Origin of the sequence: Nocardioides flavus (ex Wang et al. 2016), assembly GCF_014653115.1 — a bacterium.
Lineage (GTDB): Bacteria > Actinomycetota > Actinomycetes > Propionibacteriales > Nocardioidaceae > Nocardioides > Nocardioides flavus.
Genome location: NZ_BNAD01000002.1, coordinates 465,916 through 479,786, shown reverse-complemented (window position 1 = coordinate 479,786; position 13,871 = coordinate 465,916). Strand labels below are relative to the sequence as shown.

Below are 13,871 nucleotides of genomic sequence, written 5' to 3'. Positions count from 1 at the left end.
TCAGCCACTGCGAGCGCGATAGGACCTTCGCCGGGTTCGATGATCCTTTCGGAAGAAGAAGCAAGTACCAGGTAGAGGTCTTCAACCAACGATCCGATCGGGAACAGGGGCGGTGCTCATGGACTTCGCACTCTCGGCAGAGGCCGAGGAGATCTGCGACAGCATGTGGGACTTCATGCGCAGCAGGGTCTTCCCGGCCGAAGCGGTGTGGCGCCAGCAGCTCGACGAGCTCGGGCCGCATGCCCATCCGCCTGTGATGGAGGAGCTCAAGGAGGACGCTAGGCGTCGAGGTTTGTGGAACCTCTTCCTACGCGACGTCTCCGGTCTCTCCAACCTCGAGTACGCCGCCGTCGCCGAAATCTCCGGGTGGTCGCCGGTGATCGCGCCGGAGGCGATCAACTGCCAGGCACCCGACACCGGCAACATGGAGACGCTCCACCTGTTCGCCACGGACGAGCAGAAACGTCGCTGGCTCGAGCCCTTACTCGAGGGAGACACCCGCTCGGCTTTCGCGATGACCGAGCCTGACGTGGCCTCGTCGGACGCCACCAACATCACCACGCAGATCGTCCGGGACGGCGACAGCTATGTCATCAACGGGCGGAAGTGGTGGATCAGCGGGGCGGCGGACGACCGCTGTGAGCTGTTCATCGTCATGGGGAAGACCGACCCGGAGGCCGCCCAGCATCGCCAGCAGTCGATGGTGCTCGTGCCCCGCGGCACGCCCGGTCTGATCATCGAGCGGCATCTGCCGATCTTCGGCTATCAGGACCAGCACGGACATTCCGAGATCGTCTTCCGCGACGTCCGTGTCCCGGCCGGCAACCTGCTTGCGGGGGAGGGAGACGGCTTCATGATCGCGCAGGCACGCCTCGGCCCCGGACGCATTCACCATGCGATGCGTGCGATCGGTATGGCCGAGCGTGCGCTCGCGCTCATGGTGGACCGGGCCAGGTCGCGCAGCGCCTTCGGACAGCACCTCTCCGACCAGGGGGTGGTGCAGGAGATGATCGCCAACTCCCGGATTGAGATCGACCAGGCGCGGCTCTACGTCCAGAAGACCGCCTGGCTCATCGATCGACACGGAGCCAAGGGGGCGCGCACCGAGATCGCAGGTATCAAGGTGGCTATCCCGGCTATGGCCACCCGGGTGATCGACCGTGCCATCGAGGTGCACGGGGGAGCAGGCATCAGCGACGACTTCCCGCTCGCGTACTTCTACGCCTGGGCGCGGGCCCTCCGCATCGTCGACGGCCCCGATGCAGTCCATCGCCGAACGGTCGCTCGCCAGGAGTTGCGCCGGGAGCGACCCCATGTCGGATGACCCGGTGCTGGCTATGGCGGCCTGATCGACGTGGACCGACCACGGCTGTGGCGGAGTCTTTGTAGGAGGGTCCAACGAGCCGCCGTAGCCGCTCCAGTCCCTCCAGGCGCGGGCGGACCCGTTCCGGTGCGAGCTCGTGAGTCGCCTGCCGCCGGGTGGGGCTGTCGCTTTCGCGGCGCGCGCAGCGACCCGAGATGGCGGCCAGGGAGTCCGGATTGGTCCGCCGTGTCCGGGAGTTCCGAGGTGGTGACGGTGTGCGTCGGGAGAACAGCCTGTGGCGGCGCTGCTCCGGCAGGTCCGAGCGTCCGCCAGCCCGCGGCTGCTGGGGTCAGACGGCTCGCAGCCCGTTCAAGATGATGTCGGCGAGTTGCTCGGCCACGTCGTCCGCGGTCCAAGCGCCGCCGGGCCGGAACCAGTACGAGGCCCAACTCGCTACCCCCAGGAGGGCGTACGCCGCGATGGTCGGGTCGACTTTGCGGAACATGCCTTGGGCAATTCCGTCGCGCACGGCGTCCTCTAGCAAGATCCGGTGCCTGCGCGAGATATCACGGAACTCGCGGTCGCGCTCCTCGCCGAGTTCACGTCCGTGCTCAATCACCGAGCGGATGTAGCCAGGGTCGTCGCGCATGGCGGCGAGCATGTCGCGCACCGCCCGCCGGAGCTGGTCGTCGGGTGGGAGTCGACGGTCGGCGTACCCCTGCTGATGCTCGAGTAGTGGAAGGACGAAGAGCTTGTGGATCTCGTAGAGGATGTCCTCCTTCCGCTTGAAGTAGTGGTACAAGGTCGGTTTGGCGATGCCGACGCGCTCGGCAATCGTCTCCATAGATGCACCCCGGTAGCCGGACTCCAAGAACAGCAGCGCTGCCTCCCGGATGATTTCGTCTCGGCGGCTCCTCTCGGAGCCGTTGCCTGCCTGGCCCTCATCCATTCGGGCCCCCTTGTCTTCGCCGGTGTACGCCGCGCTGAGTGTAGCCATCGGTGACGTCGAAAGAGTGCCTGCAGTAACCGCCTAGACGGCGACCTCCGCAGATTACCGCGGCTACTACTCCTGCTCCCTCTAGCCAAGCCGAGGCGGCTGTGGCAACCTTCCGTCTATGCGCCAGACCGACCGGACGGTCGGGAGAGGGAGTGAGTATGAACAGCGCCGACCTGATCGAGCTCTACCGAACAGTGGTGACCATTCGGTTCGCCGAGCTCCGGATCCGCGAGCATGTGGAAGCGGAGGGCTTTGGCGGGTTCTGGCACCCGGGCATCGGTCAGGAGGGGGTTCAGGCCGGCGCGGTAGCTGCGATGCGGTCCGACGACTACCTCTACTACGCCCACCGCGGCCTCGGATACGCCATCGCAAAAGGAATGGATATGGCCGTCCTCTTTGGCGACCTGCTCGGCCGGTCCACCGGCAGCACCGGCGGCAAGGGCGGAGGAACGGTTCACTTCGCCGACCAGTCCCGCGGTGTCCTTGGACAAGGCGGGACGCTCGGTTCCAACTTTGTCATGGGCGCCGGCACCGCGACAGCCTCCCAGCTCCTCGGGGACGGGCGGGTAACCGTGGTCTTCTTCGGTGACGGCGCCGCTGGTCGTGGAACGTGGCACGAGGCCGCCCTGCAGGCTTCCGTCTGGAAGCTGCCTGTCGTCTGGGTCTGCGAGAACAACGGATGGGCGCTCTCCGCTCGCTTCACCGACCAGAGCCCGACACCCAACATCGCCGACCGGGCCCCGGCGTACGGCATGCCCGGGGTGATCGTTGACGGTCAGGATCCGATCGCTGTGCACGACGCGACGTCCGAGGCCATCGGCCGGGCCCGTTCCGGCGAGGGGCCGACCCTGATCGAGGCGAAGACGCTGCGCATTCGCGGCCACTACGAAGGCGACCGGCAGCCTTACCGGGAGGACAAGGTGGCCGACGACGAGATCCCCAACGACCCGGTCCACCGGCTCGGCGAGCAGGTCGACGACGACACGCGCCGTCAGATCGACGCCGAGGCGCGAGAGAAGGTCGCAGCCGCGTTCGACGAGGCCCTTGCGGCACCGCGAGCGGATCCGTCGGTCATCTTCGAGGCGGTGTGGGCATGAGCCAGGAGGGCAGCATGGCAAGCGAACGGGTTCTGGGCTACGCGCGCGCGATCAACGAGGCTCTTGCCGAGGAGATGCGCCGTGACGAGCGCGTCTGGATGATGGGCCAGGACATCGGCAAGATGGGCGGAGTCTTCGGTCTGACTAAAGGGCTGCAGGAGGAGTTCGGAGCGTCGCGCGTGCGTGATACCGCGATCAATGAGACGTTCATCGTCGGCGGTGCCGCCGGAGCGGCGCTCGGCGGCACCATCCCGGTGGTGGAGCTGCAGTTCGCCGACTTCGTGCTCACCGCGGCTGACGAGGTGTTCCACAAGCTGGCGAAGTGGCGCTACATGCACGGCCAGTTCGAGATGCCGGTCGTGGTGCGACTCCCGAGCGGTGTCGTGGGCGGTGCGGGCGCCGAGCACTCGCAGAGCCTGGAGACCTTGGGGATGCACATCGCCGGTCTCAAGGTGGCTGTCCCGGCCACGCCGGCCGACGCCAAGGGGCTGCTCAAGAGCGCCATCCGCGATCCCAACCCTGTGCTCTTCTTCGAGCACAAGGGTCTCTACCGCGCCAAGGGGCCGGTTCCGGAGGACCCGGAGCTTGTGGTCCCCTTCGGCGTCGCCAACGTCGCCCGGCAGGGCCGAGGGATGACCGTGGTGGCGACCGGCCTGATGGTGGGCCGCGCGCTGGAAGCGGCCGATCGGCTGTCCGAGGACGGGATTGACCTGGAGGTCGTGGACCCACGCACGCTGGTGCCGCTCGACATCGACACGATCGTCGCCTCGGTGGAGAAGACCCACCGTCTGCTCATCGTGCACGAGGCGCCCCGTACCGCGGGCTTCGGCGCAGAGATCGCCCAGCAGGTCCAGGAGCGTGCTTTCTTCGCGCTGGACGCCCCGGTCTGGCGAGTGGCGGGGACGGACACGCCGCTGCCCCAGGACCCCGAGCTCGAGCAGATGTGCATCCCCTCGGTCGACGACATCGTCGAGGCGGCCCGGGCGCTGGCAGCGGTCTGAGGAGGAACAGTGGCTGACGTGATGATGCCGCACCTTGGGGTGTCGGTGACCGAGGGGACGCTGTCCACCTGGTTGAAGCAGGTCGGCGACTCTGTCGAGGTCGGTGAGCCGATCTGCGAGGTGTCCACCGACAAGGTGGACACTGAGATCGAGAGTACGACGGCGGGCGTTCTGTCCGAACAGCTCTTCGCAGAGGGGGACACCGTCCCCGTCGGTGTTCCGCTGGCGCGGGTGGCCGGGGCCGATGAGGCGGATGACGCCGCACCCGCGGCCGAGACGGAGCCCGCGGTGCGTGAGAATGAGCCGCCGATGCCGGAGAAATCCTCGGCAACGGAACCCCCGGGGGCCACCGGCACCGGCTCGGAGGGACACGCGAGCGCCGACGAGAATCCCGCCGACGCCGCACTGGTACGGATGCCACAGATGGGTGTCTCCGTCACCGAGGGGACCCTGTCCACGTGGTTGAAGCAGGTCGGCGACACCGTCGAGGTCGGTGAGCCGATCTGCGAGGTCTCCACCGACAAGGTGGACACCGAGATCGAAAGCACAGCGGAAGGCGTGGTCCTCGAGCACCGGTACGCCGAGGGGGACGATGTCCCGGTCGGTGAGCCGCTCGCTCTCGTCGGTACGCCGGGCACCTCCGGCCGCGTCCCGGACGGGGGGGCGCCGGTGAGCCGCGCCGGCGCTGCGCCGTCGTCGGTGAGCTCTGCGCCCAGCGGGCAGCCGCCACGCCCGACGCCGCCGGCGACCCGTCCAGGGGCCCCGGCCGAGCTGCGGCCCGGCCCCTTCGACCACAACGCCGCCCTGGCCGACATGCTGGCTCGCGCAGCCGGCGACGACCGGGTCATGGCCTCGCCGGCCGCCCGGGCTCTCGCTGTCGACCTCGAGGTCGACCTGTCGGAGGTGCGCGGCTCCGGGAGCGGGGGACACGTCACCCGTGACGACGTGCGCGAGCACAAGGCTGGGCATCGTGTTCCCGAGCCGGCTCGTCCAGCCGCGGCGCCGGCCGCGGCTGCGAAACCTGACGAGGTGGGCCCCAGCGGGCCGCCTGCCGGCTACGAGGACGTGCCGCACGAGGTGGTGCCGACCAGCCGCATCCGCCGGGTCACGGCAGAGCACATGTCCCGCTCGCGACGCACGGCGGCGCACATGACCACCGAGGTCGACGTCGACCTGGGGCTGCTCGGCGAGGTGCGCCAGGAGATGAACCGGCACCGGGCCGATACGGAACGGTCCAAGCTGTCCTACCTGCCGTTCATCGCCCGCGCGGCCTGCGCAGCGTTGATGGAGCACCCGGACCTCAACGCCACCTTCCAGACCGATCAGCTGATCCGGTGGGGCCACGTCAACCTGGGCATCGCCGTGGACACGCCGCGGGGCCTCATGGTCCCAGTGGTGCACGGCGCCGACCGGCTCACGGTGGAGCCGCTCGCCGACGCGATCGCCTCGGTCGCGGCGCGAGTGAGGGACGGCAAAGCAGGGCCCGACGACTTCCGTGCCGGCACCTTCACGATCAGCAACCCGGGTTCGGTCGGAGCGGTTTCGGCGCCGGCCATCATCAACCAGCCCCAGGTCGGCATCCTCGGCATGCCGACCATCGTGCGCCGGCCGTGGGTGGTGCAGCTCGCCGACGGCCAGGAGACCATCGCGATCCGGCCGATCATCCGGCTGGCACTGACCTTCGACCACAGGGCCGTGGACGGCGCCGATGCCACCCGGTGCCTCGTAGACGTGAAGAAGCGGCTGGAGGCCTGGCAAGCCGGGGACTACCGCTGACCGCCCGACGTCAAGAGGCGCGGGAGAGTGACACTACTCAGGAGGTAGGAGACGCGCTGCTGGCGCTGATCCCGTACACCAGGTAGTTCCAGAACTGGTACGCGACCTCCCGTGACCTCAGCGTGCCACCGGCCCGGTACCACTGATACGCCCAGTTGCACATGCCGAAGGTAGCCAGGGTCGCCAGGTGGGGATCCGTCTCTCGAAAGATGCCCTTGCGGATCCCTTCGGTGATGAGCTCCTCGACGAACTGTTCGTACTTGTCTCGCTTGACCTTGATCGCCTCCCGCTCGCTCGACGGAAGTTCGCGGTGGTGCTCGAAGAACACCCGCACATGCCCACGGTGAGTCTCCATGAGCTCCAGGATGTCGGCCATCACCTCAAGCAGGAGCTGCTCCGGACCCAGACCGGTCGCGGTGCGCTGTTCGTGACGATTGATGAGGAGGTCGATGAACTCCTCATGGATGGCGTGGAGGATCTCGTCCTTACTGGGGAAGTAGTGGTACAGGGTTGGCTTCGCAAGTCCGACGCCACGGGCGATGTCGTCCATTGTGGTGCTTGTGTACCCGCCCTCATCGAACAGGTCGGCCGCCGAGGTGACGATCTGCTGGCGTCGCTCAGATGGCGACATTCGCCGACGCGCTGCCCGCTGTGCGGTCCTCATGAGTACTCCTCTTGCGGCCTGTCGTTCGTTAGTGGCGACTCTTCGTCCAACCGACCGATCGGTTGGCTTTATGCAATGTAGCGCAACCGCATGCTGAAGTCTGCGTACCTTCTTGCTCGCCCTAGGGTCAATCCTTTGCGTTGAGCGCGGTCGCGGGCCGCCGAATGTCCCGACTGGATGCGGGTGGGATCCAGGTTCCGAAGCCTTGACGCTGCAATCGGGGGCACCCTAGAGTTCAGTTGAACCGACCGACGGGTCGGGTGGTTAGGAGGCGCGTGGTGCGAGTGGAACGCCATGCCGTCCTGCGCGCAAACCAGGAGTGCGCGCAGGAGGGCCACTTTTCGTGGAGCGTCTGCCGTAAGTACTCGACCAGTGTTGCGACGCGGTTCTTCGACCCGCCCACGAGTGGTCCCGTTCCGTGCCGTTGCGCAAGGTCAGGTGCTCGTTGCGGCGACTCGGCCCCCCGTCGCGTTTTCCCAGCTTCGCAGGTCCGCTGTCGGTCGCAATCGGCCGCTGTCGCTGGGTGCCGGATCTTCATCTTCTCGATCTCGACGTCTCTTGAGGTGCGACATGTCCATCACCGTGCAGGACCGCGAACTCAGCCGGAGCCGTCGGCTTGTATTGGGCGAGATCTTGGCTCGGAACGCCCGTCGTGAGCCGAGCCGGGCCGCCGTGGTCTTTGAGGACCGCTCGCTCAGTTTCGCGGAGCTCGACCGCCGTGTGAATCGACTCGCCAACGCTCTTGCCGCCCGCGGTGTGCGGAGCGGCGACAAGGTCGCCGTGCTGATGTACAACAGCATCGAGGTGGTGGAGTCATTCTTCGCAGTGCAGAAGTTGGGCGCCTGCCCGGTGCCCGTGAACTTCCGATTGGCCGCCAGCGAAGTCACGTACATCCTCGAAGATTCCGACTCCGTTGCCGTGCTGACCGACGGACGCCTCACCCAACTCGCGTTGGACGTGACGTCCCAGATTCCGGCAGTGCGGTTCGTGGCAACAACGGGCGAGGCAGCGGAAGGCGCGGAGGCCTACGAGGACCTAGTGGCTTCCGGCAGTCCAGACGCCCCCGACAACGTCGTGGAGGAGAGCGACCTCGCCTTCCTCATGTACACCTCCGGCACCACCGGACGCCCCAAGGGTGCCATGCTCACCCATCGGAATCTGGTCACGAACACGGTCAACTGGGTAATGGAGATGGAGGCTCGCCCTGGCGACGTGTGGCTTTCAGGGCTACCGCTCTTCCACATTGGCGGGGTTAACGGCTTGTTGCCCTTCATCTACCTGGCTGGCACATGCGTCATCACCCCGTCGACGAACTTCGACCCACTCGAGGCATTGGCGTTGCTGGACAAGCACGCGGTCACGATGTGCTACTTCGTGGCTACTCAGTGGCAGCAGATCTGCTCGCTCCCCGAGGCTTCCGAGATCAATACCGGACGCTTGAGGCGAGCGTTGTGGGGCGCCTCGCAGGCGCCGCCGAGCACGTTGCGCCTCCTCCTCGAGACGTTCCCTGCAGTCGGTATCGTCAACGCGTTCGGCCAGACCGAAATGTCGTCCAACACATGTTTCCTCAAGGCTGACGACGTCGAACGCAAGATGGGTTCGGTCGGATTGCCGGCGATCAACGTCGAGGTGCGTGTCGTGGACGAACGCGGCGAAGACGTGCCGCCAGGGGAGACCGGGGAGATCGTGTATCGAGGTCCTACGGTCATGGAGGGGTACTACAAGAAGCCGGAGGCGACCGAAGAGGCCTTCCGTGGAGGGTGGTTCCACAGCGGCGACCTGGTGAGGCAGGACGACGAGGGATACATCTATGTGGTCGACCGGGTCAAGGACATGATCATCAGCGGTGGGGAGAACATCTATCCGGCCGAGGTCGAGCGAGCGATCGAACGGCACCCCGCGGTGAGGGAGGTGGCCGTTGTAGGTGTGCCCCACCCGCGGTGGGTGGAGACGCCATTAGCGGTCGTGGTGCCATCCGGCGACGAACGGCCTGGGATCGATGACATCTGTGAATTCGTCAAGTCCGAGCTAGCTTCGTACAAGAAGCCGGCTGCGGTCACATACGTGGCAGAACTGCCGCGTAATGCAGCCGGCAAGATCCTGAAGCGGGTTCTCCGCGACGCGCATGCAGACCTCTTCGGCGCAAACCAGTGACCACCCTGGAGAGGGTCGCGGCAACGGGAGCGGCATCCTGCCCTCGTCGGTGTCGCTACCCGGCGACCTCGTCGCCATGTAGGAGTGCCGTGGTCGCGGAGACTGCTGGTCCCGAACAGTCCGGGTGTCGAGGCACTTCGTCCATTAGATGCGGAGCGCGCTCCGCCCAACACAGCTGTGTGTCTCATGACGCCGCCGAAGGAGCCACTCGATGACCGCCGGACCTCACCGCTCGACCGCGACCTTCGACCTGAGGAATCAGAAGATCTGGGTGACCGGCGCAAGTCGTGGTCTGGGTCGCGCTATCGCACTCGGGTTCGCCGCCTCGGGAGCAGATGTGGCCCTCACAGCTCGCAGTGCCGAGGCAGTTGAGGGAGTGGCGGGCGAGGTACGTGATCTCGGGCGCGAGGCCCTCGTGCTGACTGGTTCGGTGTCGGACGGCCTTCAGGTCAGGGCCGCGGTAGCGGAGATGAAGCAGCAGTGGGGACGACTGGACGCACTGGTGAACTGCGCCGGCGTTAGCCCGGTCTTCAAGAAGGCGCAGTACGTCGAGGACGAGGAATGGCGTCACGTCATCGATGTGAACGTGACCGGCACGTTCCTCTGCGCTCGCGAGGCAGGGAGGCTGATGTTGGAAGCCGGGGGCGGAGCCATCGTCAACATTTCCAGCATCCACGGCCAGGTCGGCATGTCAAGGATGGCTCCCTACAGCGCGAGCAAGGGAGCGGTCGACGCGCTCTCCCGAACCCTGGCGCTGGAGTGGGCCGAGCATGGCGTCCGGGTGAATGCGCTGTCCCCGGGCTACTTCGAGACCGATATGACAGAAGCGCTCCGCGAGCACGACAAGTGGCGGGCGCATCTGCTCGAGAGGATACCGCTGGGCCGCTTCGGAGTTCCCGATGAGTTAGTGTCCGCGGCGCTCTTCCTCGCCTCGGACGCGTCGGGCTTCATGACGGGGTCCAACGTAGTCGTAGACGGCGGCTGGACTGCCGCATGACCAGCGCGCCCGATGCCTGGGAGGTGCTCTACACAACTCGGGCGATGCGCCGGATGCGACCGGATCCGGTGTCGCCGGAAGTCCAGGCGCGGATCGTGGATGCCGCAGTCCGCGCTCCCAGCGGCGGGGACAGCCAGCCGTGGCGTTTTCTCCTGGTCGACGACACGGAGGTGAAGCGACGTCTTGCTGGTCCCTACCGTGAGGCGGTCGACCTCCTGTGGAAAGGGCACTACGCGGTGCAGATGGCTGCGGCCGAGGTCGACCCCGAGGCAGAGTCGTCTCGTCGATTCCGCAAGCTCCAGGCGAGCGTGCAGTACCTCGCCGACCACTTCGAGGAAGTGCCCCTGTTGCTTTTCGTCCTCTCGCGCAACGACCGCGATGGGGGATCGACCTTCCCTGCCGTCTGGAGCGCCATGCTCGCTGCTCGCGCCCAGGGCGTCGGCAGTGCTCTCACCAACGTCCTCGACATCTTCCGGCCCGACACCACTAAGGCGATCCTGGGGGTGCCCCCGGACCGGGGCTGGGAGCTCAGCGCGACCGTTGCCATGGGCTACCCGCGAGGTCGCTGGCGAGTCGCCCCTCGCCGCCCAGCACACGAGGTGACCTACCGCAACGTCTGGGGTGAGGATGCGGGGTTCGTCGCCAACGAACCCATGTGGTCCAGGCCGGAGGCGGATCGCTGATGCCACCCTTCTCTATGCCGGTTGCTGCGCCGTCGTACCCGCCACCGCCCTACGAGTTTCGCAGGGCGAGGCAGACCTGGGTGGTGTACGAGGCGGACCCATCCCTCTTCATTGACCTGTTGCCGTCTGGTGTGCGACCTGACTCCGACCCTGCTGTATGTGCGGCGTGGGCCTGCCACTACCCGGAGAGCAGCTTCGGTCCCTACCTCGAGGCTTACCTTGTCGTGCGGGTGCAGGTGGGGGAGGAGCGCTTCTGGTACCAGCCGGTCATCGTCACCGACTCCGAGACCCCACTGGCGGCTGGCCGCGAGGTCTGGGGCTACGGAAAGAAGCTCGCTCACCTAACGTGGAGCGACCCGGGACACGGAGGCCCAGGCACCGAGCAGCTCGCCATGACCGTCGAACGTCCCCGCCGGCTGCGACTCATGACGCTCACGATGCGACCCGAACGACTTGTGGAACCCGACGAGTTACGCGCTCTGCCCACGGCTGAGATGCTTCCCACCCTGAGCCATCGTCTCGTGCCCTCTGTCGAGGCCGGCCAACCCCCGACAGCCGACGACCTCATCGCAGTCGACGTCCGACCCCGCGCGCACCGAGGTGCCGACGGACGCCCCGAGATCTGGCGCGGTGCTGGTGCGGTCGAGCTGCACTCGACCGCTGCCGACCCTTGGGGGGCCTTCCGTGCTCTCCGGGTCTTGGACGCGTTCAGTGTCACTAGTGACTTCGCCCTTCCGCACGGCCGCGTGGTGCCACGCGACACCACGCCATCGATCTGAGCCGAGGAGGCCGCCTGCAGTTCCGGCGCACCGGCACCAATATCCGGCCGACGCGCCTGCGCCGGCTCTGCCCCGCCCAGGGTTACCGACGAATGGAAGGACGAGAGATGGATGTGCGTGAGGTGGTCGAGCGGACCACAGACCTGGTCACCACAGTGGCGCTGCCGGTGGAGGACGAGCACGACGGAGACGTGGAGGCAGCCGGGGGTGAGGTACTCCGGGTGCGCCTTCAGGGCGAGGCTCGTGCCCGCGGGATCCTGTCGCCTCATGCTCCGGTGGACTGTGGCGGGCTGGGCCTGGGCATGGTGGACCGGTCGCCGGTGTTCGAGGCGGCGGGGCGGTCGCTGTTCGGCCCGTTGGCGTTGAACGTGCACGCCCCGGACGAGGGCAACATGCACCTGCTCGACCACGTCGCCACCGACACCCAGAGACGGCGGTTCCTCGAGCCACTTGTCCGTGGCGAGGTTCGGTCCGGCTTCGCGATGACCGAACCTGCGCCGGGGGCCGGCGCCGACCCGGCGGCTCTCGCCACCCGGGCGACGAAGGTGGACGGCGGGTGGCTCGTGAACGGCCGCAAGTGGTTCATCACCGGCGCAGACGGAGCCGGGTTCTTCATCGTCATGGCCCGCACGAGGGGGGAGCCGGGTGAGGCGGGAGGCGCGACGATGTTCCTGGCTTCCGCGGACTCACCTGGGCTCGAGGTGCTGCGACACATCGGGACGATGGACCGGTCGATGCTCGGCGGACACTGCGAGATGAGCTTCACAGACGTTTTCGTCTCGGACGACGACGTGTTGGGTGGTGTGGACGAGGGCTTCCGATACGCGCAGGTGCGTCTGGGGCCGGCTCGGATGACCCACGTGATGCGCTGGACAGGTGCGGTGCAGCGGGCGCACGAAGTCGCGGTACGCCATGTCGCCGGGCGTGAGGCTTTCGGAGCGAGACTGGCCGACCTCGGGATGATGCAGCAGATGATCGCCGACAACGAGATCGACCTCGCCGCCACCCGTGCGTTGTTGATGCGTGCCTGCGAGGAGCTCGACGCTGGTGGTCGTGCGTCGGAAGCCACGTCGGTCGCCAAGACCTTCGCCGCTGAGGCGCTCCACCGGGTGGCCGACCGATGCGTCCAGATGTGCGGTGGGCTGGGGGTGTCCAGCGACCTGCCGGTTGCGCGGGTCGCGCGAGAGATCCGTCCCTTCCGGATCTACGACGGGCCCTCCGAGGTGCACCGCTGGTCTCTTGCCCGACGCGCCGTGCGCAAGTATGCCCAGCAGCCCTCATGACGGGGCTCACATCGGCCGAACTCGCCGCGGTCGCGGGAGTCCTGCGCGAGGCGGGTGTCGCACCGGCTGGTGACCTCCGGGCCGACCTGATCGCGGGAGGGCGGTCCAACCTGACCTTCCGCCTGAGCGACGGCGTGTCTCGGTGGGTGCTGAGAATGCCGCCGCGCGCGGGGCGGACACCGTCGGCGCACGACGTAGCGCGGGAGTTCCGCGTGACCAGGGCACTCGCCGGCGCCGGCGTCCCCGTGGCGCGGGCGGTGGCGCTGTGCGAGGACGAGTCACTGCTGGGGGGACCGTTCGCCGTGGCCGAGTTCGTCGAAGGGCGGAGCATCCAGCACCGGTCCGACCTGGAGGCCCTGACCGACCCTCTGCTGGAGCGCGCCGTCACCAGGATGGTCGAGGCGCTGGCCAAGCTCCACCAGGTCGACCACGTCGCGGTCGGGCTCGGCGACTTCGGGCGGGCCGACGGCTATGCCGCACGCCAGCTGCGACGATGGTCGGGGCAGTGGCCGTTGGTCACGCGCGGTGACGCAGCGGTGGACGAGCTCGCCGAACAATTGCGTGCGGCCCTCGCGGCGGAGGTGCCAGACCAGCAGGCGGTGGGCATCGTGCATGGCGACTACCGCATCGACAACACCTTGCTGCGAATCGGCGATGCCGACGTGGATGTGGCGGCGATTGTCGACTGGGAGCTTTCCACGGTCGGTGACCCGGTCGCGGACGTGGCGATGATGTGTGTCTATCGGCATCCAGCCCTGGACCACATCCTCGGGGCTCCCAGCGCATGGACGAGCGACCGCCTCCCTTCGGTGCGGGAGCTCGCTGACGACTATCGGTCCGCTGGAGGCGTGCCGCTGGACGAGTGGGACTACCACCTTGCCCTGGGCTACTACAAGCTCGCCGTCATCGCGGCAGGCATCGACTATCGCTACCGAGAAGGCGTGGGCGAAGGCCCCGGCTTCGACTCCTCGTACCGCGCTGTGCCCGAACTGCTCGTTGCGGGGCTCGAAGCCATCCGGTGACATCGGAGCGCCGGCCTGCTGGCCCGAGCGGAATGGCCGGGGAACTTCGACATTGGCTGTCGCAAGTGCCGGCCTGGGGTCTGCCGTTATCGGACTGGAAATCCGCCGCCGTCTG

At 67.3% G+C, this 13,871-nt stretch carries 12 protein-coding genes; 10 read left to right on the top strand and 2 right to left on the bottom strand.

Annotation, left to right across the window (positions count from 1 at the left end; all coding sequences use genetic code 11):
* Window positions 1-118: 118 nt before the first annotated feature.
* On the top strand, window positions 119-1,324 hold the full coding sequence (locus IE200_RS06845; RefSeq protein WP_191278626.1) for an acyl-CoA dehydrogenase family protein: 1,206 nt from the start codon (window positions 119-121) through the stop codon (window positions 1,322-1,324).
* Between the two features lie 328 nt (window positions 1,325-1,652).
* Here IE200_RS06845 and IE200_RS06840 read toward each other — a convergent pair whose 3' ends face one another.
* Window positions 1,653-2,252, bottom strand: a complete 600-nt coding sequence (locus IE200_RS06840; protein WP_191278625.1) for a TetR/AcrR family transcriptional regulator — start codon at window positions 2,250-2,252, stop codon at window positions 1,653-1,655.
* A 206-nt stretch (window positions 2,253-2,458) separates the two neighbouring features.
* Between IE200_RS06840 and IE200_RS06835 the strand changes: the two genes are divergently transcribed.
* The 3 genes from IE200_RS06835 to sucB are packed head-to-tail and all read left to right on the top strand — an operon-like array spanning window position 2,459 to window position 6,174.
* The gene (locus IE200_RS06835; RefSeq protein ID WP_191278624.1) at window positions 2,459-3,397 is read left to right on the top strand and encodes a thiamine pyrophosphate-dependent dehydrogenase E1 component subunit alpha; all 939 of its coding nucleotides are present in this window, start codon (window positions 2,459-2,461) and stop codon (window positions 3,395-3,397) included.
* A gap of 14 nt (window positions 3,398-3,411) precedes the next feature.
* Window positions 3,412-4,398, top strand: a complete 987-nt coding sequence (locus IE200_RS06830; RefSeq protein WP_191278623.1) for an alpha-ketoacid dehydrogenase subunit beta — start codon at window positions 3,412-3,414, stop codon at window positions 4,396-4,398.
* Between the two features lie 9 nt (window positions 4,399-4,407).
* Window positions 4,408-6,174, top strand: a complete 1,767-nt coding sequence (gene sucB, locus IE200_RS06825) for a 2-oxoglutarate dehydrogenase, E2 component, dihydrolipoamide succinyltransferase (RefSeq protein WP_191278622.1) — start codon at window positions 4,408-4,410, stop codon at window positions 6,172-6,174.
* A gap of 37 nt (window positions 6,175-6,211) precedes the next feature.
* Here sucB and IE200_RS06820 read toward each other — a convergent pair whose 3' ends face one another.
* On the bottom strand, window positions 6,212-6,838 hold the full coding sequence (locus tag IE200_RS06820) for a TetR/AcrR family transcriptional regulator (RefSeq protein ID WP_191278621.1): 627 nt from the start codon (window positions 6,836-6,838) through the stop codon (window positions 6,212-6,214).
* 570 nt (window positions 6,839-7,408) lie between these two features.
* On the opposite strand from IE200_RS06820, the gene IE200_RS06815 reads away from it, so the two are divergent.
* From IE200_RS06815 to IE200_RS06790, 6 genes are all read left to right on the top strand, one after another.
* The gene (locus tag IE200_RS06815) at window positions 7,409-8,992 is read left to right on the top strand and encodes an acyl-CoA synthetase (RefSeq protein ID WP_191278620.1); all 1,584 of its coding nucleotides are present in this window, start codon (window positions 7,409-7,411) and stop codon (window positions 8,990-8,992) included.
* A gap of 211 nt (window positions 8,993-9,203) precedes the next feature.
* Complete coding sequence (locus IE200_RS06810; protein WP_191278619.1) at window positions 9,204-9,989, top strand: SDR family NAD(P)-dependent oxidoreductase; 786 nt, start codon at window positions 9,204-9,206, stop codon at window positions 9,987-9,989.
* Window positions 9,986-10,672 carry a nitroreductase family protein gene (locus tag IE200_RS06805; RefSeq protein ID WP_191278618.1) on the top strand — a complete coding sequence of 229 codons (687 nt, stop codon included), beginning with the start codon at window positions 9,986-9,988 and terminating at the stop codon, window positions 10,670-10,672. Before IE200_RS06810 ends, IE200_RS06805 begins: the two co-directional genes overlap by 4 nt.
* Entirely contained in the window at window positions 10,672-11,451 is a 780-nt protein-coding gene (locus IE200_RS06800) for an acetoacetate decarboxylase family protein (protein WP_191278617.1), read from the top strand. Before IE200_RS06805 ends, IE200_RS06800 begins: the two co-directional genes overlap by 1 nt.
* A gap of 107 nt (window positions 11,452-11,558) precedes the next feature.
* Window positions 11,559-12,734 (top strand): acyl-CoA dehydrogenase family protein, encoded by a 1,176-nt coding sequence (locus IE200_RS06795; RefSeq protein WP_191278616.1) that lies wholly within the window; start codon window positions 11,559-11,561, stop codon window positions 12,732-12,734.
* A complete protein-coding gene (locus tag IE200_RS06790; protein ID WP_191278615.1) occupies window positions 12,731-13,756 on the top strand; it encodes a phosphotransferase family protein in 1,026 nt (341 codons plus the stop codon). The genes IE200_RS06795 and IE200_RS06790 overlap by 4 nt, the downstream gene beginning before the upstream one ends.
* Window positions 13,757-13,871 lie beyond the last annotated feature (115 nt).